This window comes from Roseomonas sp. CECT 9278, from assembly GCF_918698155.1.
In the GTDB taxonomy this organism is placed as follows: domain Bacteria; phylum Pseudomonadota; class Alphaproteobacteria; order Acetobacterales; family Acetobacteraceae; genus Neoroseomonas.
This window is the reverse complement of record NZ_CAKKLX010000029.1, coordinates 22,075-45,221: the sequence shown is the minus strand read 5'-3', so window position 1 is coordinate 45,221 and position 23,147 is coordinate 22,075. Positions and strand designations below refer to the sequence as shown.

General features: G+C 71.0%; 20 protein-coding genes. 2 read left to right on the top strand and 18 right to left on the bottom strand.

Annotated features, from left to right (window positions below; all coding sequences use genetic code 11):
• Window positions 1-206 precede the first annotated feature (206 nt).
• Complete coding sequence (locus LQ222_RS17640; RefSeq protein WP_230168155.1) at window positions 207-1,541, top strand: (2Fe-2S)-binding protein; 1,335 nt, start codon at window positions 207-209, stop codon at window positions 1,539-1,541.
• The gene (locus tag LQ222_RS17635) at window positions 1,538-2,665 is read left to right on the top strand and encodes an FAD-binding oxidoreductase (protein ID WP_230168154.1); all 1,128 of its coding nucleotides are present in this window, start codon (window positions 1,538-1,540) and stop codon (window positions 2,663-2,665) included. Before LQ222_RS17640 ends, LQ222_RS17635 begins: the two co-directional genes overlap by 4 nt.
• Window positions 2,666-2,774: 109 nt before the next feature.
• Here LQ222_RS17635 and LQ222_RS17630 read toward each other — a convergent pair whose 3' ends face one another.
• The 18 genes from LQ222_RS17630 to LQ222_RS17545 all read right to left on the bottom strand — a co-directional run bounded on the left by LQ222_RS17630 (window position 2,775) and on the right by LQ222_RS17545 (window position 23,106).
• Window positions 2,775-4,391 carry a peptide ABC transporter substrate-binding protein gene (locus LQ222_RS17630; protein ID WP_230168153.1) on the bottom strand — a complete coding sequence of 539 codons (1,617 nt, stop codon included), beginning with the start codon at window positions 4,389-4,391 and terminating at the stop codon, window positions 2,775-2,777.
• Between the two features lie 27 nt (window positions 4,392-4,418).
• Complete coding sequence (locus LQ222_RS17625; protein WP_230168152.1) at window positions 4,419-5,294, bottom strand: ABC transporter permease; 876 nt, start codon at window positions 5,292-5,294, stop codon at window positions 4,419-4,421.
• Complete coding sequence (locus LQ222_RS17620) at window positions 5,291-6,244, bottom strand: ABC transporter permease (protein ID WP_230168151.1); 954 nt, start codon at window positions 6,242-6,244, stop codon at window positions 5,291-5,293. Before LQ222_RS17620 ends, LQ222_RS17625 begins: the two co-directional genes overlap by 4 nt.
• Window positions 6,241-7,200 (bottom strand): ABC transporter ATP-binding protein, encoded by a 960-nt coding sequence (locus tag LQ222_RS17615; RefSeq protein WP_230168150.1) that lies wholly within the window; start codon window positions 7,198-7,200, stop codon window positions 6,241-6,243. Before LQ222_RS17615 ends, LQ222_RS17620 begins: the two co-directional genes overlap by 4 nt.
• The gene (locus LQ222_RS17610) at window positions 7,193-8,206 is read right to left on the bottom strand and encodes an ABC transporter ATP-binding protein (RefSeq protein WP_230168149.1); all 1,014 of its coding nucleotides are present in this window, start codon (window positions 8,204-8,206) and stop codon (window positions 7,193-7,195) included. The genes LQ222_RS17615 and LQ222_RS17610 overlap by 8 nt, the downstream gene beginning before the upstream one ends.
• Window positions 8,203-8,793 (bottom strand): sarcosine oxidase subunit gamma, encoded by a 591-nt coding sequence (locus LQ222_RS17605; RefSeq protein WP_230168148.1) that lies wholly within the window; start codon window positions 8,791-8,793, stop codon window positions 8,203-8,205. The genes LQ222_RS17610 and LQ222_RS17605 overlap by 4 nt, the downstream gene beginning before the upstream one ends.
• Window positions 8,780-11,716 carry a sarcosine oxidase subunit alpha family protein gene (locus LQ222_RS17600; protein ID WP_230168147.1) on the bottom strand — a complete coding sequence of 979 codons (2,937 nt, stop codon included), beginning with the start codon at window positions 11,714-11,716 and terminating at the stop codon, window positions 8,780-8,782. Before LQ222_RS17600 ends, LQ222_RS17605 begins: the two co-directional genes overlap by 14 nt.
• Window positions 11,713-11,988: a sarcosine oxidase subunit delta gene (locus LQ222_RS17595; RefSeq protein ID WP_230168146.1), complete on the bottom strand. Its 276-nt coding sequence runs from the start codon at window positions 11,986-11,988 to the stop codon at window positions 11,713-11,715. Before LQ222_RS17595 ends, LQ222_RS17600 begins: the two co-directional genes overlap by 4 nt.
• Window position 11,989: 1 nt before the next feature.
• Window positions 11,990-13,243, bottom strand: a complete 1,254-nt coding sequence (locus LQ222_RS17590; protein WP_230168145.1) for a sarcosine oxidase subunit beta family protein — start codon at window positions 13,241-13,243, stop codon at window positions 11,990-11,992.
• A gap of 155 nt (window positions 13,244-13,398) precedes the next feature.
• Window positions 13,399-14,277: an N-formylglutamate amidohydrolase gene (locus LQ222_RS17585; protein WP_230168144.1), complete on the bottom strand. Its 879-nt coding sequence runs from the start codon at window positions 14,275-14,277 to the stop codon at window positions 13,399-13,401.
• 39 nt (window positions 14,278-14,316) lie between these two features.
• The gene (locus LQ222_RS17580; protein ID WP_230168143.1) at window positions 14,317-15,435 is read right to left on the bottom strand and encodes an FAD-binding oxidoreductase; all 1,119 of its coding nucleotides are present in this window, start codon (window positions 15,433-15,435) and stop codon (window positions 14,317-14,319) included.
• Complete coding sequence (locus LQ222_RS17575; protein WP_230168142.1) at window positions 15,432-16,814, bottom strand: FAD-dependent oxidoreductase; 1,383 nt, start codon at window positions 16,812-16,814, stop codon at window positions 15,432-15,434. The genes LQ222_RS17580 and LQ222_RS17575 overlap by 4 nt, the downstream gene beginning before the upstream one ends.
• A complete protein-coding gene (locus LQ222_RS17570; protein WP_230168141.1) occupies window positions 16,811-17,086 on the bottom strand; it encodes a (2Fe-2S)-binding protein in 276 nt (91 codons plus the stop codon). The genes LQ222_RS17575 and LQ222_RS17570 overlap by 4 nt, the downstream gene beginning before the upstream one ends.
• Window positions 17,083-17,778: an SDR family NAD(P)-dependent oxidoreductase gene (locus tag LQ222_RS17565; protein WP_230168140.1), complete on the bottom strand. Its 696-nt coding sequence runs from the start codon at window positions 17,776-17,778 to the stop codon at window positions 17,083-17,085. Before LQ222_RS17565 ends, LQ222_RS17570 begins: the two co-directional genes overlap by 4 nt.
• A 22-nt stretch (window positions 17,779-17,800) precedes the next feature.
• On the bottom strand, window positions 17,801-18,778 hold the full coding sequence (locus tag LQ222_RS17560; protein ID WP_230168139.1) for an ABC transporter ATP-binding protein: 978 nt from the start codon (window positions 18,776-18,778) through the stop codon (window positions 17,801-17,803).
• A complete protein-coding gene (locus LQ222_RS17555) occupies window positions 18,775-20,628 on the bottom strand; it encodes a dipeptide/oligopeptide/nickel ABC transporter permease/ATP-binding protein (protein ID WP_230168138.1) in 1,854 nt (617 codons plus the stop codon). Before LQ222_RS17555 ends, LQ222_RS17560 begins: the two co-directional genes overlap by 4 nt.
• The gene (locus LQ222_RS17550) at window positions 20,628-21,581 is read right to left on the bottom strand and encodes an ABC transporter permease (RefSeq protein ID WP_230168137.1); all 954 of its coding nucleotides are present in this window, start codon (window positions 21,579-21,581) and stop codon (window positions 20,628-20,630) included. Before LQ222_RS17550 ends, LQ222_RS17555 begins: the two co-directional genes overlap by 1 nt.
• 4 nt (window positions 21,582-21,585) lie before the next feature.
• Entirely contained in the window at window positions 21,586-23,106 is a 1,521-nt protein-coding gene (locus LQ222_RS17545; protein ID WP_230168136.1) for an ABC transporter substrate-binding protein, read from the bottom strand.
• Window positions 23,107-23,147 lie beyond the last annotated feature (41 nt).

The following is a 23,147-nucleotide window of genomic DNA, read 5'->3' as shown; positions in this document are numbered from 1 at the left end:
TCGCCGCGAGGCTATCGAGCGCCATCATGTGCGGCAAGGGCGACGCACCTGTCCAGGGCGTGCGTGGCGCGCGAATTCCAGGCGCGGACGCGATCCATCCAATTCTTCGGCATACCGCTGCGACAGTGCCCGCGCGACGCGCAGGCCAGTGCGCTCGCCTGAATTCACGCCATGACCCGCCGCGGATTTCCGCCTAACCTTCCGGCATGGCGAGCGCAGACCCGACCTCCATCGCCGGCAAGGCGTTTCCGCTGCAGGGGCACTTCGACCACCTGGTCGTCGGCGCCGGCGCGGCCGGCATCGCCGCGGCGCGCGCGGCCGCGGCATCTGGCGCGAAGACCTTGCTGGTGGACGAACATCCGCTCGATCCCGGGCTGTTCGGCCTCGACATCCCGTATCTGTTCGGCGCGCGCTTCGATGCGGGCATCGGCACGGCCGCCCGCATGGAGGAACGCATCGTCGCCGCGCGGCCGGGGCTGCTCGATGCCATGGAGGAAGGCGTCGAGGTGCGGCTCGGGACAGCCGCCTGGGGCGGCTTCGCGAAGGGGCCGGCCAGCCGCGTCTTCCCGAAGCCGGTCGTCGGGCTGGCGGATCGCGAAGCGGCCTCGCTGGTCAGCTGCGACCGCATCACCCTCGCGCTCGGTGCGCGCGACGTGGTCCTGCCCTTCGCGGGCTGGGCCCTGCCTGGCGTCATGGGCGCGCAGGGATTCGATGCGCTGCTACGGCTCTATGGCGCCTTCTCCGGCCGGCGCGTCGTGGTGATCGGCGGCGGCGCCATGGCCGATGACGCGCTGGCCGCCGCGCGCGCGGCCGGCCTCGCCATCGCGGGCCACATCGCGACACCGACCAGCGTGCGCATCGAGGGGCGCGACGCCGTCTCCGGCGTCAGCTGGCGCGACGACACGACCTGGCAGGAGGTCGCCTGCGACACGGTGGTCATGGCGGTCGACACGGTCCCGATGGTCGACCTGGCGGACCTGCTTGGCTGCCCGATCACCTGGGATGCGGCGCGCGGCGGCTTCGTCGCGGCCGGCCGCGCGCCGGTGGTCGTGGTGGGCGATGCGGCGGGCACCGCGCCGGCGCAGCGTGGCGCCTGGCTCGACCTGGCCATGGCGGAGGATCACGCGGTCGTCTGTGCCTGCGAGGATGTCACGGCCGGCGACCTGCGGGCGCTGCGCCCGCCGCGCTACCTCGATGCCGCGGGGCCGGCGGCGGGCCTGGCCGCGCTCGGTCCGCCGAACCAGGACCAGGTGAAGCGCCTGACCCGCGCCGGCATGGGCCCGTGCCAGGGGCGCCGCTGCCGCGAGAGCGTGCATGCTCTGCTGTCGCGCGACCGCCCGGCGCCGCCGGCATCCTACCGCGCGCCGCTGCGGCCGCTGCCGCTCGCGGTGCTTGCGGCGCTGGAGGAGGACCCGGCGCTGCGCGCCAATTGGACCGGCTGGTTCGGCATCGCCGCGCAATGGCTGCCGCATTGGGATCCGGTGCCGGAGAATCCCGAATTCATCGGCGGGCGCCTCAGCGGCGGGGATGTGGTGAAGTGATCGTCATCGTCGGCGGCGGCGTCACCGGCCTGTCCACGGCCTTCTGGCTGGCGCGGGCAGGCCATCCGGTCACGGTGGTCGAGAAGGGGATCGTCGGCTGGGAGGCCAGCGGGCGCAACGGCGGCGGCTGCACCCACCCCTATTCGCCGCTGTTCCAGGAGGAGCAGCGCTTGTGGCCGATGATGGACGAGCTGCTCGGCCATCCGACCGAATGGCGGGGCCACCGGCTGAAGGTCGCGTTGGATGAAGGCCAGCTCGACCGCATGTGGAAGTCGACGAAGCTCGCGACGGACCAGGGCTTCGCGGCGGCGCCGCTCGATCGCGCGGAACTGCGCGCGCTGGTGCCCTGGGTCGGCGACAACGCGATCGGCGGGATCCACTGGCAGTATGGCGGCCACGCCAATCCGCAGCGCACCAGCCAGGCCTATGCCTGGGCAGTGGAGCGCCATGGCGGGCGCATCCTGCAGCACACCGCCGTGCGCGGCATCCGCACGCGCGCCGGCCGCGCTGTGGCGGTGGAGACGAGCGCCGGCGAGATCGGCTGCGATGCCGTGGTGATCGCCGCCGGGCCGCACACCGCGGCGCTGGCGGAACCGCTCGGCCATCGCGTGCCGATGGCGCCCGCACGCGTCGAGATGATCGTGACCGAACCGCTCCCGCCGATCGCCCATGGCGGCGTGGATGGCAACGGGCTGTACGGTCGGCAGACCTTGCGCGGGAACCTGGCCTATGGCGGCGGGCCGCATGAATGGATCGACATCGACGGCGAAGCCACGCCGCGGCCGGTGAACTCGCCCGTCATCGGCGGCCTCGCACGCCGGCTGCACGAGATGTTCCCGCGCCTGGGCCATGTGCGAGTCATCCGGTCCTGGGGCGGCATCGTCGAGAACACGCCGGATGGCCGGCCGATCCTCGACCGCCTGGAGGACCCGGGCAATGTGGTGGTCGCGAGCATGTCGTCCGTCGGCTTCGGCCTGTCGCCGGCGACGGGCCGGGCGCTGGCGCAGCTCGTCACGCAGGGCGCCTGCGACTTCGCGGACCTGTCGCAGCTGAAGCTGTCGCGCTTCGGCAACCTGCCGCTGGATTGGCGCAGCCGGCAGGGTTGGGATGCCCTGCCGGCGTAGGTTTTTGCGCCCTCAGACACCGGGCGCGGCCGCCGGCCGCTTGGCTTCGCGCGACTCCCGTTCGGGCGCTCGGCGTGCCGATGATCGGCACGCCGTACGCGATGCGTCGCTATGCCCAGGCCCAGTCGTAGACGTTCCAGGTGATGTCCGTGACGTACTGGTTCGGCGTCGGCCCCTGGAGCTGCTTGCGCTTCAGGTGCCCCTGCACCGACCCGCCCTGCGCGGCGAAGGGCACTTCCTCGTGCAGGATGGCCTGTATCTGCCGATAAGTCCTGACGCGGTCAGCCTGCTCGGTCTGCGTCACGCCCAGTTCGAGCAGCCGATCCACCTCGGCATTCTCGTACTGCACGTAGTTCGACCCCTGGCGGTGCTTCACCGGGATCATCCTGGAATGGCAGCGCGCCGTGTAGTCGGGGTCGAGGCCCACCGTCGGATCCCAGGCCACCAGCAGCGTGTCGAAGCGCGACTGCGTGGTGAACTCGCCCCACACCACCGAGGCCGGCATGTTGCGGATTTCCATCTCCACGCCGATCGCCTTCCAGTTCTGCTGGAACAGCGCCTGGCAGCCCTGCCGCGCGACATTGCCCGCGGTGGTGGACATGGTGAACTTCAGCTGCACGCCGTCCTTCGCGCGGATGCCGTCCGGCCCCTTGCGCCAGCCGGCCTCGTCCAGCAGGCGTTCCGCGCCGGCGGCGTCGTTGGTGTAGTCGCGAAGGTCGTTGTTGTAGGCCCAGTGCGTCGGCTGCAGGTAGGACAGGGTGCGCGGCCAGGTGCCGAAATAGATGTCGTCGATCGACTTCTGCATCTGCGTCGCCATGGTCAGCGCACGACGCACGCGCGGGTCGCTGAACTGGGGCTTGCCGCAATTGTAGTAGATGAACTGCACGTTGGGCGTCGGGTTCAGCAGGAAGTCGCGATCGGCGAAGCCGCGCGCCTCCCGGAAGCGGTCCGGCGGAACGCCGCCGAGCGCGAAGTAATCCACCTCGCCGGTCCGCGCCTGGCCATAGGCGGCCATCTGGTCGGGCACGAACTTGTGGATGAACTGGCGCACCTTGGCCGGGCCACGGTGATAATTCGGGTTGCGCTCATAGATCATGTGGCTGCCCGCGGTGCGGCTGCGCAGGATGAACGCACCGGTGCCGATCGGCTGGCTGTTGAAGCCCGAGGTCTGGATGTTCGCTTCCCGCGACAGGATGTGCTGCGGGACGATGTGCATGTTCTGCCAGGCCCACAGGAACGGCAGGAAGGGACGCGACAGCGCCATCTCGACCGTCAGGTCGTCCTTCACGCGGAAGGCCCTGATCAGGTCGAAGCCCGACCGGCTGCGCACGGCGACGGCCGGGCTCATGATGGTCTGGTAGGTGAACTCGACATCCTTCGCGGTGAAAGGCTGACCGTCGGACCACTTCACGCCGGGCTTCAGTTTCACCGTCCAGGTCAGGCCATCGGCAGAGATGCCGCCATTCTGGCGCGACGGCACCTCGACCGCGAGGTTGGGGATGAAGTCGCCCTTGTCGTTCACGTCCCACAGCGCGTCGAACAGGCAGGCCTCGGGCACGTTCTCGGTGCCGGCATTGACATAGAGCAGCGGATTGAACTGCACCGGTTCCTGCGTCATCGCCAGGATGATGCGATCCCGGTTGATCGACTGCCCCCAGACCGTGGGCGCGGCCAGCAGCGTCGCGGATCCGGCGAGAATGCCGCGGCGCGAAATCCGGATGGTCATGTCGCAAGCCTCCTTGGTTCTTGTGGTTCACGGATCCATGCGCAGGCGGGGGTCGAGCGCGTCGCGCAGCCCGTCGCCCAGGAAGTTGAAGCCCATCACCGTCAGCGTGATCGCCGCCCCGGGCAGGATGGCGAGCCAGGGTACCGTATCGAAATACCCCTGCGCATTGGTCAGCATGTTGCCCCACGACGCCAGCGGCGGCTGCACGCCATAGCCAAGGTAGGAGATGTAGCTCTCCATCAGCACGGCCGAGGCGACCTTCAGCGTCGCCGCCACCAGGATCGGCGCGGCGGCGTTGGGCAGCAATTCGCGGAACATGATGCGTGCGCGGGAAGCGCCCAGCGCCCGTGCGGCCGCGACGAAATCCTGTTCCTTCAGGTGCAGGATCTCGGCGCGGACGATGCGGCTCACCTCCATCCAGGAGGTCAGGCCGATCACCAGGGAAATCGACAGCAGCGTCGGCGGCACGAAGGCCGCGACCACCAGCAGCAGGAAGACCTGCGGGAAGCACAGCATGGTATCGACGAAGCGCATCAGCAGCGTGTCGACCCAGCCGCCGAGGAACCCCGCGGTGATGCCAATGAAGGCGCCGGTCGCGACCGTCGTGATCATCGCCACCAGCCCGACCGTCAACGAGACCCGACCACCATGCAGCAGCCGCGACAAGGTATCGCGCCCGAGTTCATCCGTGCCGAGCGGATGCGCCCAGTCGGCGAAGGGCGTGCGGAACCGCAGGGCGGTATCGAGCAGCGTCGGATCCTGCGGCGCGAAGACCGGCGCGAACAGCGCCGAGGCCAGCAGCAGCGCCACCACGATGCCGCCGGCCAACGCCAGGCGGTGGCGCCGGAAGCGCGCCCAGATGCGCCCGACCTGGCCTTCCGGCGGGGCCGCGGCGGCGCTCATCGCAGGCGCACCCGCGGATCGATGGCGGCGATCGCGATGTCGGCGAGCAGGTTGCCGATCACGACGAAGACCGCCGTGAACATCATCAGGCCCATCAGCACCGGATATTCCTTCATGTTCAGCGCATCGACGAACAGGCGGCCCATGCCCGGCCAGCCGAAGATCGTCTCGGTCACCAGCGCGCCGGAGAACAGGAAGGGCAGCTCGACGCCGAGCAGCGCGATCAGCGGCTTGGCGGCGTTCGGCAGTGCGTGGCGCATCAGCCTGGCCGCCGGCGGCTCCCCCTTCGCGCGCGCGGTGCGCATGAAGTCCTGCTGCATCACTTCCAGGAAGGCCGAGCGCGAATAGCGGCTCCAGGTCGCCGTGATGACCAGGGCCAGCACCATGGTGGGCAGCACCAGGTGCCGCAGCAGCGACAGGATGTTGCCTTCCTCCCCTAGCTCCCACATGCCGCCGGAGGGCAGCCAGCGCAGTTCGATGGCGAAGACAAAGATCGCCATCAGGCCGAACCAGAAGGTCGGGAAGGACAGCGCGAACAGCGCGCCGGTGGTCGCCAGCACGTCGAAGACCGAATATCGCCGCACCGCGCCCAGCACGCCGATCGACAGGCCGAGCACGATCGCCACCGACAGGGCGGACCCCATCAGCAGCAGCGTCGCCGGCAGGCGCTCCAGGATCACGTCGAGCACCGGCCGGCCGCCGAAGAAGGTGTAGCCCCAATGGCCGGAGGCCAGGCCGCTGGCCCATTTGACGTACTGCACGTGGATCGGCTGATCGAGGCCGAAGATGATCTTGATGCGCTCGATATCCTGCGCCTGGATGGTCGGGTTCAGGGTGTAGACCGCCAGCGGCCCACCCGGGGCCAGGTGCATCAGGCCGAAGCCGATCAGCGACACGCCGATCAGCAGCGGGATGGCCTGCAGCAGCCGCCAGGCGATGAAGCCGATCATGGCGACACCATGTGGCACGCCACCGCATGGCCGGGCGCGAGGATTCGCGAGGCCGGCGCTTCCTCGGCACACCGCGTCTGGGCGATTGGGCAGCGCGGGTGGAAATGGCAGCCCGTGGGCGGCCTGGCCGGGCTCGGGACATCGCCCTGCAGCACCTGGCGGCTGCGGCCGCGCCCCGGCACGGCGGAGAGCAGCGCCTGGGTGTAGGGATGCTGTGCGCGGAAGAACAGCTCCTCGCGCGGTGCCGTCTCCACCACCCGGCCGAGATACATCACCGCCACCCGGTCCGCGACATGGCTGACCACCGCGAGGTTGTGCGAGATCATGATGTAGGCGAGGCCACGGTCGGCCTGCAGCCGCTTCATCAGGTTGATGATCTGCGCCTGGATCGACACGTCGAGCGCGCTGACCGGCTCGTCCCCGATGATCAGCTCCGGCTCGAGCGCGAGGGCCCTTGCGATGCCGATGCGCTGCCGCTGCCCGCCGCTGAATTCATGCGGGTAGCGCCGCGCGGCCTCGGGCGGCAGGCCGACGGTGCGCAGCAGGGCAGCGACACGCTCGGCGCGGTCCTGCGCCACGCCGATGCGATGGATGTCGAACGGCGCCGCCAGGATGCCGCCCACGGTCATGCGCGGATTGAGGCTGGCATAAGGATCCTGGAACACGATCTGCATGCGTCGACGGAACGGCGCCAGCGCGGCGGCGCCATGCCGCGCGATGTCCTCGCCGCCGAAGTGGATCGACCCGGCGGTGGAATCGATCAGCCGCAGGATCGCCTTGCCCGTGGTGGTCTTGCCGCAACCGCTTTCGCCCACGATGGCCAGCGTCTCGCCGCGCGCCACGTCGAGATCGATGCCATCCACCGCGCGCACCGTGCCGATGCGTCGCTGCAGGAAGGGCGAGCGGATCGGGAAATGGACCTCGAGCCCCGAGACCTTGAGCAGCGGCTCAGCCATCGGCGGGATTCCAGCAGGCGACGCGATGGCCGCTGGCAAGGTCGGCCAGCGGCGGCGCCGCGTCGGCGCAGCGTGGCAAGGCGCGCGCGCAACGGGGCGTGAAAGCGCAGCCGGCCGGCCGATCCGCCGGTCCCGGCACCATGCCCGGGATCTCGGGCAGGGTCGCCGCCGGCACGCGCTCGATCCGCGGAATCGAGGCCAGGAGCCCGCGCGTGTAGGGATGGCGCGGCGCGGCAAAGAGCAGCGCGACGGGTGCTTCCTCGACGATACGCCCGGCATACATGACGGCGACGCGGTGCGCCGTCTCGGCGATCACCGCGAGGTCGTGGGTGATGAGCAGGATGGCGCTGCCCATCTCGCGCTGCAATTCGCCGAGCAGTTCGAGGATCTGCGCCTGCACCGTGACGTCGAGCGCGGTGGTCGGCTCGTCAGCCACCAGCACCGCCGGCCGGCAGGCCAGCGCGATGGCGATCATCGCGCGCTGCCGCATCCCGCCGGAGAGCAGGTGCGGATAGGCGCCCGCCACGCGCCTTGGATCGGGAATATGCACCAGGCGCAGCATCTCCTCGGCGCGCGCAGCCGCCTCGCGTGCCGACAGGCCCAGATGCCGCATCAGCGGTTCCGCGATCTGCCGCCCCACCGTCATCACCGGGTTCAGCGACGTCATCGGTTCCTGGAACACCATCGACACGGTGCGCCCGCGCAGCGCGGACATGCGCGCCTCGCTCAACGTCATCAGGTCGATGCCGTCCAGCATCACCTGGCCCTGCGGCAGCGAATCGAGCGGCGGTTCCAGCAGGCGCATCAGCATCAGCGCGGTCAGCGTCTTGCCGCTGCCGCTCTCGCCGACCAGGCCGAGCGTCTCGCCGCGCCGCAGGTCGAAGGAGACCCCGTCCACCGCGCGCAGCACATGCGGCGGCACCGGGATATGCAGCGCGAGGTCGCGGACGCTGAGGAGCGGGGCGCTCGTGCCGGCGTCGTCCGGAACGCTCGCCGCCGCGCTCACGCGATGTCCACCCCAAGGGGCGCCGCGGCCTCGATCAGCCAGTGCAGGAAAGGGTCTGCCAGCGTCGAGAAGACGGTGAGCTCGAAGCATGGCGTGGCGTCGGTCTGGTGGACCAGGCAGCCGATCTGCGCGATCGGGGTGTTGGCGGCACGGCCGGGACCGAAGGCGGCCTGGTGAAGATCGAGCCGGCATCCGCGCGACAGCACCTCGCGCGCCGCCGCACCGGACAGGGCGATGGTGGTGCGCCCATGGCTCTGGTCCGCCACGGCGGCAAGCCCGACGAAGGCGCGCGCCGCCTGCGTCGCCAGCGCGCCTTCGCTGCTGCGCGGTGCCGTCAGCAGCCACTGGCCGGGCTGCACCCAGATGGCGGTGACGCCGCTGCCCGTCGCCGTCGCGCCCGGTCCTGGCGGGTCGATCCCGAAGGCGGCGCGCATCGCGGCGGCCAGCGCGTTGTCCTGGCCGCGCCGCAGCATGACCTGGACGATCTCGCGCGCCGGGAAGGTCACGTGCAGCGCGGCGCCGCCGGTCGCCCCGTGATGGCCGCGCGCCGCGGCCGCCAGGGGATGCGTCGGTTCAGGCGCGGACACGGAGGTTCTCCGCGTCATAGCCGTGCGGCGTGACGACCTTCACCGGCACCTCCTCGCCCATCAGCGGATTGGCGGCGACGATCTCGCGGCCGATGCGCGCCGCGCCGTCGCGCAACATGCCCAGCCCGATCCAGCCGGGATCAACGACCGACTGCGTGGCGCTGCTGATCCAGCCCTGGTCCTGCCCGTCCACCAGAAGGTGGCTGCCGGCGCGGATCTGGCGGTTGGGATCGACGCTGCGCAGGCCGACCAGGTGCGGCCGCGACGGATCCGTCAGCCCCGGGCGCTGCGCCAGCACGCGCCCGATGAAGTCGCCCTTCTTCTTCAGCATCCGCCCCAGCCCGAGGTCATGGGCCGTGGTCTGCCCATTGAGCTCGGCGCCCGCGACATGGCCCTTCTCGATCCGCAGCAGGCCGAGCGCCTCGACGCCATAGGGCTCGATGCCATGCGGCGCGCCGGCCGCCAGCACGGCCTGCCAGACATGCGTGGCGTAGCCCGCCGGCATGGCGATCTCGTAGGCGAGCTCACCGGAGAAGGAGATGCGGAACAGCCGCGCAGGCACGCCCGCGGCGGTGCAATCCGCCACCGCCATGAAGGGAAACGCCTCGTTCGCGACATCGATGCCCTGCACCACCGCGGCCACCACGTCGCGCGCCTTGGGCCCGGCGATCGACATCGCCGCCCAGTGGTCGGTCACGCTCGCCAAGCTGACATCGAGGTGGGGCCAGGCGCTGGCCAGGTGGAATTCCAGATGCTGCATCACCGGCCCGGCCTGCGCCGTCGTGGTGGTGACGAAGAAGCGATCCGGCCCGAGCCGCGTGGTGGTGCCGTCGTCGAAGACGATGCCGTCCTCGCGCAGCATCAGCCCGTAGCGCGCGCGACCGATCGCCAGCGTCGAGAAGGTATTGGCATAGACGCGATCGAGGAAGGTCGCCGCATCCGGCCCTTCCACCGCGATCTTGCCGAGGGTGGAGACGTCGCAGACGCCGACGCGTTCGCGCACCGCGTGCGCCTCGCGCTTCACGCTGGCCCAGGCATCGGCGTCGGTGGCTTTCGGATAATAGGCGGGGCGCTTCCACAGCCCCGCATCCATCCAGACCGCGCCGAGCCGATCATGTTCGCCATGCAGCGACGTGCGGCGCACCGGCTGGAAGTGCTTGCCGACCTCCCCGCCCGCCATCGCGCCCCAGGCGACCGGCGCGGCATAGGGCCGGTAGCGCGGCATGCCGACCGTCGCGACGGGTTCGCCCCGCGCCGCCGCCAGCACCGCGGCGCCGACCAGCCCGCCGACCTTGCCCTGGTCGGTGCCCATGGCGTGGGTGGTGTAGCGCTTGGCGTGCTCGATATGGATGAAGCCCTCGCGATGCGCGAGGCGGATGTCGTCCGCGGTGACGTCGTCCTGGAGGTCCACGAAGGCCTTGCCGCGCGCCTGCACCTCCCAGAGTTCGAACGGGCGGTGGTCGGCGGCCGGCCCCTCGGGCAGCGGCACCGCGGCGGCGGCGGCGGCGAACCCGGCGGCGCGTGCCGCGGCGCGCCCTTCGGCGGCCCCATCCTGCGCCGCCGCGCCGATGCCATGCACGCCGCGGCAGGCGCCGGCGCTGCGCTGCCAGGCGCTGTCGCCCGGCAGGAAGGCCCGCAGCGCGTCGTCCCAGCGCAACGGCGTGCCGGCCATGCTCGCGAGGTGCACCGCCGGATTCCAGCCGCCCGAGATCATCAGCAGGTCGGCCGGCAGCGCATCCCCGCGCGACCCGCTGCCGAGCGCGCCGATCTCCACCCCGCGCAGCACCGTGCCACCGACGGTGCCGGTGACCACGCTGCCGGCGCGCACCGTGAAGCCGGCCTCCCGCGCGCGCTGCATCGCCGCGCTGTCGGATCGCGGGTCGATGATGGCGGCGATGCGCGTGCCGGCCTCGGCCAGCGCAAGCGCCGCGTCGTAGGCGGCATCGTGGGTGGCAAACAGCACCGCGGTCTCGCCGGCCCGCACCGCATAGCGCCGGGCGTAGGTCCGCGCCGCGCCCGCCAACATGACGCCTGGCCGGTCATTGCCCGGAAAGGCGATCAGCCGTTCATGCGCCCCGGTGGCGAGCACGACCTCCTGCGCGCGGATTGTCCAGTATCGCTGGCGCGGCGCATGCGGTGGCGGCTCGGGCAGGTGGTCGGCCACCTGCTCGACGGCGCCGATCACCCTGCCGTCATAGAAGCCGAAGGCCATCGTGCGCGGCATGATCGTGACGCCGGGCATGGCCGCGAGCGCGGCGATGGTCGTGCTCCGCCAGGCTTCCTGCGCGGGGTCGTTCAGCAGGTCGCCGCCCAGCAGGAAGTCCTGCTCCAGCAGCATCACCCGCGCACCTGCCGACCCTGCCGCCAAAGCCGCCGCCAGCCCCGCCACGCCGGCGCCGACCACCAGCACGTCGCAATGCGCGTGCGCGGCCTCGTAGTGGTCGGGATCGGGCAGGCCCGATGCGCGGCCAAGCCCGGCAGCCTTGCGGACCGCCGGCTCATAGACCCGTTCCCAGAAGGAGGCAGGCCACATGAAGGTCTTGTAGTAGAAGCCCGCGCCGAGCCACGGCGCGAGCAGCCCGTTCACCGCCATCCAGTCGAAGGCCAGCGACCCGCGGCGGTTCTGGCTGGTGGCGGCCAGGCCCTCGAAGAGCTCGGCGACCGTCGCGCGCGTATTGGGTTCGCGCCGCGCGCCGCTGCGCAGTTCGACGAGCGCATTGGGCTCCTCGACGCCCGCCGAAAAAATGCCGCGGGGCCGATGGTATTTGAATGATCGCCCCACCAGCCGTACGCCGTTCGCCAGCAGCGCGGAGGCGAGCGTATCGCCCGCATGCCCTTCATGGCGGCGCCCGTCGAAGCTGAAGCCGAGACGCTGCGCGCGGTCAACATGCCCACCGGTCGCGAGGCGATGGCGCTGCGTCATGCCGGCGGGACCTCCAGCGCCTCGGTCGCCGTGACCACGCCGCGCACCTCATGCGTCACGGTGTGGCGCAGCACCTTGAGGAAGGCGCGGCAGCCGCCATTGTGCTGCCACCACTCGACCTGCCAGCCGCGCGGATTGCGCCGCAGATACAGGTAGTCGTGGAACGCCTCGATGCCGGCGTCGGCTGCCGGCCGCACCACGGTCGCGTCGCCGCGATAGGTGAACTCGACCTCGTCGCGCGCGCCGCAATGCGGGCATGGGATCATGAGCATGCTACTGGGCCCAGAAGAAGGGGCCGTTGCCCCGCTCGTCGAGCATGCGGCCCTCGCGGAAACGATCCAGCGTATGCGCGGCATTGAGCCGGTGCGGCGCGTCCTTCGCGATGGTCCAGGCATGGCACCAGCCCGAGCCGGGCGTCGCCTTGAAGCCGCCGTAGCACCAGCCCGCGGTCATATAGAGGCCCTGCACCGGCGTCTTGCAGATATAGGCCGAGCCATCCGGGGTCATGTCCATCACGCCCGCCCAGCTGCGCAACCCGCGCAGCCGTCCCAGCGCCGGGATCATGCTGACGCCGGCGGCATAGACATGCTCGGCGGTCGGCAGCGTGCCGCGCTGGCCGTAGGAAGGGTAGCCATCCAGACCACCGCCGAAGACCAGCCCGCCCTTGTCGGACTGGCTGACGTAGAAGTGCCCTGCGCCGAAGGTCACCACGCAGTCGATCAGCGGCTTCAGCGCCTCGCTGACGAAGGCCTGCAGCAGGTGCGTCTCGATCGGCACGTCGAAGCCGGCCATGGCGGTGAGGGTGCTGGTCGATCCCGCCACCGCGAGGCCGACCTTGGGCGCGCGGATCTCCCCGCGATTCGTGCGCACGCCCCGGATCGCGCCGCCCTCGACGATCATGCCGGTGACTTCGCAGTGTTCGATGATGTCGACGCCGCGCGCATCCGCGGCATGGGCGAAGCCCCAGGCGACCGCGTCGTGCCGCGCCGTGCCGCCGCGGCGTTGCAGCAGCCCGCCCATCACCGGGTAGCGGCCATTGTCGAGGTCGACGATCGGGCACATCGCCCTGACGCCCTCGCGGTCCAGCAGTTCCGCATCGATGCCGTTGAGGCGCATCGAATTGCCGCGGCGCAGCGCCGCGTTCCGCTGCGCGTCGTTGTGGAACAGGTTGATGACGCCGCGCTGGCTCATCATGACGTTGTAGTTGAGCGACTGCTCCAGCCCTTCCCAGAGCTTGAGCGAGTGCTCGTAGAAATGGTTGTTCTCCGGCAGCAGGTAGTTCGACCGCACGATGGTGGTATTGCGCCCGGTATTGCCTTGCCCGACCAGGCCGCGCTCGACCACCGCCACGTTGGTGATGCCATGGACGCTGGCCAGGTAGAACGCCGTCGCCAGGCCGTGCCCGCCTCCGCCGACGACGATCACATCGTAGGACGGCTTCGGCGCCGCCTTGCGCCAGGCCGGCTGCCATCCGCTGTTGCCGCGCAGCCCCTCGGTCAGGATGCGGAAGGCCGAGTAGCGTGCCATCGGGATCCTTCTGCCCAGAATTCTCCGGAAGTAGGGAGCGAGTCTCGCGCTTTGACAAGCCGTCAATGCGACGGATGTCGCGCACGCGCGCATGCACTGCCTCGGATGGCGCCATGCCGGGGCAGGCTGGAGGCGCTTTCGCGGGCGGCGCTGCGCTACCCGCGTGACGCGGCCCGCGCGAAGGCCGCCAACTGCCGCGCGAGCTCCGCCAGGTGGCCGCGCACGCGCGCGAGTCCCTCGCTGCGCGTGCGCGCGGCCTCATCCATGTACAGGCCGCGATTCATCTCGATCTGCAGGCTGTGGATGCCATTCGCCGGGTCGCCATGCTTGCGGACGCATTCGGCGCCGACGAAATGCTTGTTGTTGGTGACGTTGTAGCCGAAGCCGCCGAGGACGGAGCCGACCAGGTCCCGCACGGCAGGCCCGCAGGTCGTGCCATGGCGATCACCAAGGTCGAAGTCGGACCGCCGCTGGCCGGCATCGGCCTGCCCGGCGGCGGCGATGGCGGGCATCGAATGGCAGCTCATGTGCAGCGCGATGCCGTGGCTGTCGCGGAAGCCCGCGAGCAGGCGACCGAGCTCGTGATGGTAGGGCCAGTAGCAGTCGTCGAGGCGCGCCCGCACCTCCGCGACCGGCAACCTGTCGGGATACAGCCGCGTGGTGCCGGCGCAGACCATCGGGATCAGGCCGATGCCCATCCTGGTCTTGTCGCCGGGGCGCAAGGCTTCGGGCCATTCGCCATCGAGCGCGTCGGGGTCGATGTCGAGCTCGTTGCGGTTCGGGTCGATGAAGACATTCGGGAAGCTGGCGTAGAGCCAGGTCGCGCCGGCCTCGCTCACGCCGGCATAGGCTTCCTCGACATACATCGAGATGGATCGCTGCACGTCGGCAAAGGGCGCGGAGGGACGGAAGGAGCGCGGGTATTCCGCACCGCTGCGCGGGATGTCGAAGACCACCGGTGCCGCGGCACCGGCCGGATCGCGGCGCAGGAAGACGCCGGGGCGGACATGCATCGGCGTCGCGGAATCAGCCATGATGAGTCTCCGTGGACACGATCGGCGCGCGAATGTCCTTCACGCGGAAGCGGCACCGAACCGATCGATGCGGAAGGCCTCGAGCGGGATGTCGGTGCGCCCGTCGAGCACCAGCTCCGCCATGATCGCGCCGATCGCCGGGCCGAGCTGGAAGCCGTGGCCCGAGAAGCCGAAGGCGTGGAACAGGCCCGGCGTGGTGCGGCTCGGCCCGATCACCGGGATGCGGTCGGGCATGCGCCCGTCGATCCCCGACCAGCTTCGGATGACCTGCGTGCCCGCGATGGCGGGAACCAGCTCCACCGCGCGCGCCATGGCGCGCAGCGACGTGTCGGGCAATGGCCGCGACCACGGCACCGCCGGATCGGACTCGCCATGCCCGCCCCCGATGATCACGTTGCCGCGCGGGATCTGGCGCAGATAGACATTGCCGCCGACGACACCGAGGTTCGGCTCGATGAAGTAGCGGATGGGTTCGGTCACCAGCATGTTGGGGTTCAGTGGTTCGACCGGCACCGGCTCGCCGAAGGCCTCGGCGACCCGGCCGCCCCAGTACCCCGCCATGTTGAGCAGGACGGGGGCGCTGAAATCCTCGCCCCCGGCGGTCCGCAGCTGGAAGCGCGCGCCGTCATGGCCATGCGCGACCACCTCGGCATGTTCGCGGATATCGGCGCCCGCCGCACGCGCCGCATTGGCAAGTGCCGGCGAGAGCAGCCGCGGATTGGCCGACCCGTCCTCCGGCGCGAAGGATCCCGCCACCACCTTCGGCCCGAGCCAGGGATAATCCTGGTGGATCGCGTTGCGTCCCACCATCCGAAGCGGCAGGTCGTGCAGCTTCGCGACATCGAGATAGGCCAGGAGGTCCGCCTCCTCCTCGTCATTGCGGGCGAGCTTCAGGTGGCCGGTGACGACGAACTCCGCATCGGTGCCGGCGATCTCCTTGAGGCGACCCCAAAGCTCGCGCGACCGGCGCGCGATGGGCAGCTCCGCCGGGTGACGGCCCTGCTGGCGCACGCCGCCGTAGTTCACGCCGGAGGCCTGGCTGCCGACCAGGCCGCGTTCCAGCAGGATGACACGCGCGCCACGCTGCGCCAGATGCAGCGCCGCCGAGCAACCGGCGCCGCCGCCACCCTGGATCAGCACGTCGCAGTCGGTCGTCATGGCGTATCCACCGGGGCGGGAATGGGGATCGGCTTGACCGGGGGCTGCCCGCGCAGCCGCCCGATCGCGGCGACATCGCAACCGAGCTCCGCGGCCAGCACCTCGGCGGCCGCGGGCCCGCAGACGCGGCCCTGGCAGCGGCCCATGCCGATGCGGGTGAAGGATTTCGCGCGGTTGACCTCACTCGCGGGGCCGGTCGCGGCCTCGGCACGCGCGGCGGCGCGGAGCTCGCCCGCGCGCAGTCCCTCGCAGCGGCACAGCAGCGTGTCGTCGGCGATGCCTCGCGCGAGATGTGCGGGGAAGGGAAAGGCGCGTTCCAGCGCAGCACGGAAGCGCGCCTGCATGGCAAGCCGACGGTCGAGCGTGATCGTGTCGATCGGGTCGACCCGGTGACCCGCATCGACCAGCAGCGCCAGCGCGGCGCGCGCGCCTGCGATCTCGGCGACCTCCGCCCCGCCGATGCCGGCACCATCGCCGGCGAGGTAGATGCCCTCGACCGATGTGCGTCCCGCCCCATCGCGCACCGGCACCCAGTTCGCCTGCACGGGGTCGTGGCAGAAGGGCACGCGGGCGAGGTCGGCGAGCTGCGCCTCGGGCTTCAGGCCCCAGCCCATGCCAACGGCATCGCAGCCGATGCGATGCGCGCGGCCGGTCGCGTCGCGCCAGGTGATGCCGCTCACGCCGTTCTCGTCGCCGTCGATGGCGATCGACGTGATGCCCTCGGCGATGCGGATGCCGCGGCGGCGCAGCCAGGCGGTGTAGTACAGGCCCTTGGCGAAGGTCGCCCCCCCCAGCAGCAGGCCGGGCGCGGCGCGCAGCTTGGTCGCGAAGGGCGTGGTGTCGAGCACCGCGACGACCTCCGCACCCGCCTTCGCATACTGGTAGGCAACAAGCACGAGCAACGGCCCGGTGCCGATGAGGGCGACGCGCTGGCCGATGCCGCAGCCCTGCGTCTTGAGCGCGATCTGCGCCGCACCGAGCGTCGTGACGCCGGGCCGCGTCCAGCCCGGCACCGGGATCACCCGGTCCATCGCGCCGGTGCACAGGATGGCGGCGTCGTAGCCGACCTCGGCCTGGCGGCCGCGCGACAGGGTGTGCAGCGTTCGCGCCTCCGGCCGGATGTGCCAGACCAGCGTGTCGGGCCGCCAATCCACCTTCGGCTTCAGCGCGTCGAGCGTGTCGTGCACGGCCGTCGCGCGCTTCGCCTCGAAGCCATAGAGCGTGCGCGCGTCATGCGCGAGGCCCGCGGGCGGGCGCTGGTAGATGCGGCCGCCGCCGTCGGGCGCCTCGTCGATCCAGACCGGCGAAAGGCCGGCCGCGACCAGCCGTTCCATCGCGCGCACCCCGGCGGGGCCGGCGCCGACCACCGCGACCTTCATCCGCGCCGCACCTCCATGCCCTGGGCCGCCAGCGTCGCGCAGGCGCGCACCCGCCCGGCGCCCTCGACCACCACCCAGCAATCCTGGCAGGCGCCCATCAGGCAGAAGCCGGCGCGCGGGCCGTCGCCGAACTCGCTCTCGCGCAGATGCCCGGCGCCGGAAGCGAGCAGCGCGGTCAGCAGCGTGTCGCCCTGCTGCGCCGCGATCGGCTGTCCATCGAGCGTCAGGGTGATGCGGGCGCGCGACGCATCGCGCAGGCGAACAAGCTTCACAGCGTATCCTCGTGGCGGCAGTTCACCAGAAGTTCCGCGACCGTGGCGGTATTGGGCAGGCGCAGCACGGCTTCGATCAGCGCGGCGATGTCCTCCGGCCGCGACATGGCATCGCGTGTCACCTTCGTCACATGCGCGGTCATGTCGGTGTCGACGAAGCCAGGGCACACGGCGGTCGCGCGGATGCCGTGCTCCCAGCCCTGGCGGCGGACCTCCTGGGTCAGCGCCATGACGGCAAACTTGCTCATGGCGTAGCCGAGGTTCTCGTTGCGCACACGCTTGCCTGACAGCGAGGAGATGTTGACGACGCGCCCCTCCCCGGCGGCGATCAGATGCGGCCAGGCGGCGCGGATGACGCGCATCGGCCCCTTGGCGTTGACCGTCCACATGGCGTCGAAATTCGCCTCGTCCACATCCAGCATCCGCGCCTTCGGATTGATGCCGGCGGCGTTCACCAGCGCGTCGATGCGGCCGTGCCGGGCGATGGTGGCGGCGACCCAGGCATCCGCGCTGCCGGGCTCGGCGGCGTCGAAGCGATGGCCCGCCAGGGCCGGATGCGCGGGCAGGCGCGACGGATCGCGCACGCCGGCGCTGACCGTGTAGCCGGCGGCCAGCAGGCGTTGCACCACGGCGCGCCCGATGCCACGCGCCGCACCCGAGATCATGGCCACCCGGCCCGCCGGGTCCATCATGCGGCGCGCTCCTGTCGTTCGTTCATGGCAGTTCCGTGGCGCGGAGGCAGGCGAGGCGGCGCATGCCGGCGCCCGGCAGGGGTTCCAGCGCCGGCACGGTCTCGGCGCAGCGCGGCTGTGCGAAGATGCAGCGCGTACGGAACACGCAGCCGGAGGGCGGGCGCGCGATGCTCGGCACCTCGCCGGCAAGCGGCGCGGCGGTCGCGCCGCGATGGCGCAGCGAGGGCGTCGCGGCGAGCAGCGCGCGCGTGTAGGGATGCGCCGGCGCGCGGAAGATCTCGGCGGCGCTGCCTTCCTCCATGACGCGGCCGAGATACATCACCACCACCCGGTCACACAGGTGCCGAACCACGTGCAGGTCGTGGCTGATGAACATCAGCGCGAGGCCGAGTTCGGCGCGCAGATCCGCCAGCAGGTTCACCACCTGCGCCTGGATCGAGACGTCGAGCGCCGAGACGGGTTCGTCCGCCACGATGAAGTCCGGCTGCGTCGACAAGGCGCGCGCGACCGCGATCCGCTGGCGCTGCCCGCCGGAGAATTCATGGGGCAGCCGCTTCGCTTGGTCGGGATCAAGGCCGACCTGGCGCAGCAGCGCCGCCACGCGACCGGCCGCTTCGGTGCCGCGCGCCAGGCCATGGATCACCATCCCGTCGGCGATCTGCGCACCGACCGTGCGGCGGGGATCGAGGCTGCCATAGGGATCCTGGAAAACCAGCTGCATCCGGCGCCGCAACGCGCGCAAACGTGCGGCGGGCAGGCTGTCCAGATCCTCCCCTTCGAACAGCACGCGGCCATCGGTCGGCGGCAACAGGCGCAGCAGGACGCGACCTAGGGTGCTTTTGCCGCAACCCGATTCGCCGACGACGCCGACCGCCTCCCCGCGGTGCACCGCGATGTCCACCCCACGCAGCGCCAGCATGGAGGTTCCGCGCGACAGCAGCCCGCCGCGCCGATGGAAGGCGCGGGTGATGCCTTCGCCGCGGACCAGCGCGCCGGTCATGCCATCTCCTTCCACCGGAGGCAGCGGGAGAGGCGCCCGGCAGCGAGTTCGGCCAGCGGCGGCGCGGCGGCGCGGCAGGCGTCGATCGCCATCTCGCAACGCGGCGCGAAGCGGCAGCCCGCGGGCATGGCCCAGGGCTGCGGCACGGTGCCGGGGATCGCGGTCAGCCGCTCGGCATCGCCTTCCGGCATCGAGGCGATCAACGCCGCGGTGTAGGGATGGCGCGGGACGGCGAAGACGTCCTCGACGCGGCCTTCCTCGACCACTTCGCCGGCGTACATCACCAGCACGCGGTCGGCGATGTCGCTGACCACCGCCAGGTTGTGGGTGACGAAGACCATGCCCATGCCGCCTTCGGCGCGCTTCAGCTCGGCCAGCAGCGCGAGGATCTGCGCCTGCACCGTGACGTCGAGCGCCGTGGTGGGCTCATCCGCGATCAGCAGGCGCGGATGGTTGGCGATGGCCGCCGCGATCATGACGCGCTGGCGCTGGCCGCCGGAGACCTCGTGCGGATAGGCCTCCGCGGCACGTTCCGGATCAGGCAGGCCGACCTGGCGCAACAACGCGACGACGCGTTCGCGCACGCCGTCGCGCACACCATGGGCGCGCAGCGTCTCCCCAAGCTGCGACCCGATCCGCAACAGCGGGTTCAGGCTGCTCGACGGGTCCTGGAAGATCATCGCGAGCTCGCGGCCGCGCAGGCCGCGCATCTCGCGCTCCGGCAGCCGCAACAGGTCGCGAACGCGCCCCTCTCGGCCGGTGAGAAGGATGCTGCCGGCGACCGGCGTGACGGCGGCGGGCAGCAGGCCCATCACGGCGAGGCCCGTCAGCGTCTTGCCCGAACCGCTCTCGCCGACAATCGCGAGCGTCTCGCCGGCCGCCAGCGTGAAGCCGACATCGCGGACCACCTCGATCGGTCCATGCGCGCTCTGCACCGCCAGGGTGAGTCCCTGAACGCTCAGCAGGCCCGGCGCCTGGCGCGGTTCCGGCGCCGGCGGCAGGGCGATGAGCCGGCCGAGGAAGCCGGGCCGCCCCGCTGCCTTCCCACGCGGATCCAGCACGTCCCGCAAGCGGTCGCAGAGCAGGTTCAGCACCAGCACCGTGCCGGTGAGCGCCAGGCACGGCCAGAACAGCAGCAGCGGCGCCAGCTCCATGCTCGCCCGCGCGCCGCGGATCATCAGGCCCCACGATGGCGACGGCGGCACCACGCCAAGGCCGAGGAAGGACAGCCCGCTTTCCAGCACCATCGCGGAGGCGACGGTCAGCGAGAACTGCACGATGAGCGGCGGCGCGATGTTGGGCAGCAGCGTGACGAACAGGATGCGCGGCGTGCGCGCGCCCAGCGCCTGCTGCGCCGTCACGTAGTCCAGCGCGCGGGCGGACAGCGTCTCGGCATACGCAACGCGGGCGAAGCCCGGCGCGAACAGGATCGCGAGGGAGAAGACCAGCGTCGTGGCGCCGGGACCCAGCAACGTCACCACCAGCAGCGCCAGCAACAGGGGCGGGAAACACAGCACGATCTCGGCGACGCGCACCGTGAACAGTTCCACCAGGCCGCGGAAATACCCGCCCAGCACGCCCAGCAGCGTGCCCACTACCGCCGCGAGCGCCGCCGCCACCACGGCGACGGTCAGCGACACCCGCGCACCCCAGATGATGCGCGACAGCACGTCCCGCCCGTATTCGTCCTGGCCGAGCCAATGCAGGGCGGATGGCCCGGCGAGGCGATTCGCCACGTCCTGGCGCACCGGGTCGAACAGCGGCAGGATCGGCGCCGCGACGGCGACCAGCGCGACCAGCAGCACCAGCGCGCCCGGCCCCGCGAGCCCCCGGATCGAGGATGGCCGCATCAGCCGTGCCTGACCCGCGGGTCGATCACCGCATAGAGCAGGTCCACCAGGAAGTTCAGCAGCACGAAGATGATCGAGATCACCAGGACGATGCCCAGCACCTCCGGGTAGTCGCGCGCCTCGACGGCGCGGACCAGGTAGCCCGACAGGCCGGGCCAGTTGAACACGAATTCGACCAGCACCGTGCCGCCGAGCAGCGCGCCGAGATGCAGCGCCACCACCGTCACGACCGGCGTCAGCGCATTGCGCAGCACATGGCGGCGGATGATGGCGCCGGGCGCCAGGCCGCGCGCCTGGGCGGCGCGCACATGCTCGCGTTCGAGCACTTCCAGCACCGATGATCGCATGACACGGAAGACCACGGCGCCGAGGCCGACCGCGATGGTCGTCGCCGGCATCATGAGCAGGGCGAGGTGCCGCCCCGGGTCGCGCGCCAGCGGCACGTAGCCGCCGGCGGAAACCAGCTTCAGCTGCTGCGCCAGCAACAGCACGGCCAGCGTGCCCACCACGAAGACCGGCACCGACAGCGCAAACCCCGCCCAGGCGGACAGCACCCGGTCCAGCGCACCACCCGCGCGCAGCGCCGCCGCGATGCCGAGCGGCACGCCGAACAGCGTCGCCAGCAACCCCGCCATGCCCACCAGTTCAAGCGTGCGCGGCAGGCGCAGCGCGATCTCCTCGGCGATCGGGTGCTCATCCTGCAGCGACAGGCCGAAATCGCCGCGCAGCAACCCGCCCATGTAGCTGAGGTATTGCGCCCAGAGCGGTGCGTTGAGGCCGAGGCGCTCGCGCAGTTCCTCCACCGCCGCCGGGTCCGGCGCGATGCCGCCCTGGGAGAGCAGCAGCTCCGCCGGGTCGCCCGGGATCAGGTGGATCACCAGGAAGACCAGCGACGCCACCACCCAGACGAGCCCAAGCGACACCAGCAGCCGGCGCGCAGCGAAGGCGAGCATGGCGTCAGGCCACGTCGGTCGTCTCGAAGGTCAGGCCGGAATAGAAGGTCAGCGCGCCAGGCAGGTTGGTGAAGCCGGTGACCTGGCGGCGCATCGCATAGCCCTGGCTGCGCCAGGTGAGGCCGACCATCGGCGCCTGCTCGATCGCGACGCGTTCCATCTCGCGATAGATGTCGCGACGCTTGGCCTGGTCGAATTCGGCGCGCCCGGCGGCCAGCAACTCGGTGATGCGGTCGACCTTGAGGCCGAAGCTGCGCACGTAGGATGGCGAGAGCGAACCGTCGATGAAGTTCGCGATGCCGTCCGGATCGTTGGAATCCGCCGCGGTGCCCATCACGCCGATGTCGTACTGGCCGCGATTGCCGATCGCGACGCGCGTCGCCCAGTCCGGCAGGTTCAGCTCCGCGCGGATGCCGACGGCAGCGAGGTGCTGCTGCACGACCTCGGCGGTGTCCTTGTGCATGCCGTATTGCGCGGTGGACAGCAGCGAGCAGGAAATGCCGCCACCATGCCCGGCCTCGGCCAGCAGGCGCTTCGACAGGTCCGGGTCGTACTTCCAGCCTTCCTTGAACTCGGCGTTGTAGAAGGGGCTGGATTCAGCGACCGGCAGCTGCATGAGCGCGGAGCCGCGGCCGAAGAAGGCGGCGCGCACCAGCTCGTCGCGCTTGATGGCGTGCGCGACGGCGCGGCGTACGCGGGCGTCGTTGAAGGGCGCGCGCGTGCCGTTGAACACCAGGAACATGAAGGCGCCATCGACGGTGTCGAGCTTCAGGGCCGGGTCGGCGCTGATGGCGTCCATCGACTGCCAGGGCACGTACTCGATCAGGTCCACGTCACCCGACCGCAGCGCGGCGACGCGCAGGTTCTCGTCGGCATAGGCGATGGCGCGGATGCGCTTCAGCTTCGGCAGGCCCGGCCGGAAGAAGCCCGCGAAGGGCTCGAGCTCGATCGAGACACCGCGCTCCTGCGCCTTGATGGTGAACGGGCCGGCACCGATGAACTGACCGCGTGGAGAGTTCCGCGAGATGATCGGCAGGTGATAGGACGCCATCATGATCGGCAGCGTCGCCACCGGGTTCCTCAGCATGATGCGCACCGTGCGGTCGTCCGGCGTCTCGACGCGCTCGACGCCCTGCATCTCGGCGCGGAAATAGGCGGTGGAGCGTTCCGCGGCGATCTGCTCGATCGTCCACTTCACATCCGCCGAGGTCACCTTCTCGCCGTTCTGGAAGCGCGCGTCGCGCAGCTTGAATTCCCAGCCCTGCGTGCCGATCGGTTGCCAGGATTCCGCCAGCTCTCCGCGCAGCGCGCCATCGGGGCCATAGGAGGTCAGGCCGCGATAGATCATCAGCTTCACCGTCGCCGCGGCGGTGCCGGTATTCGCCCAGGGCTGGATGCTGGGTGGGAAGGAGGAGAGGCCGAAGGTCAGCACACCTGGCGTGGCGGCGCGGGCCCCAGCGGCGCGCAGGAAGGGCAGGCTTGCGGCGCCGGCCATGACGGCGCGGCGGGATACGGTCGGACCCATTGCGAAGCTCTCCTGTTTCGTTGTTGCCCAGACGAAGCCTT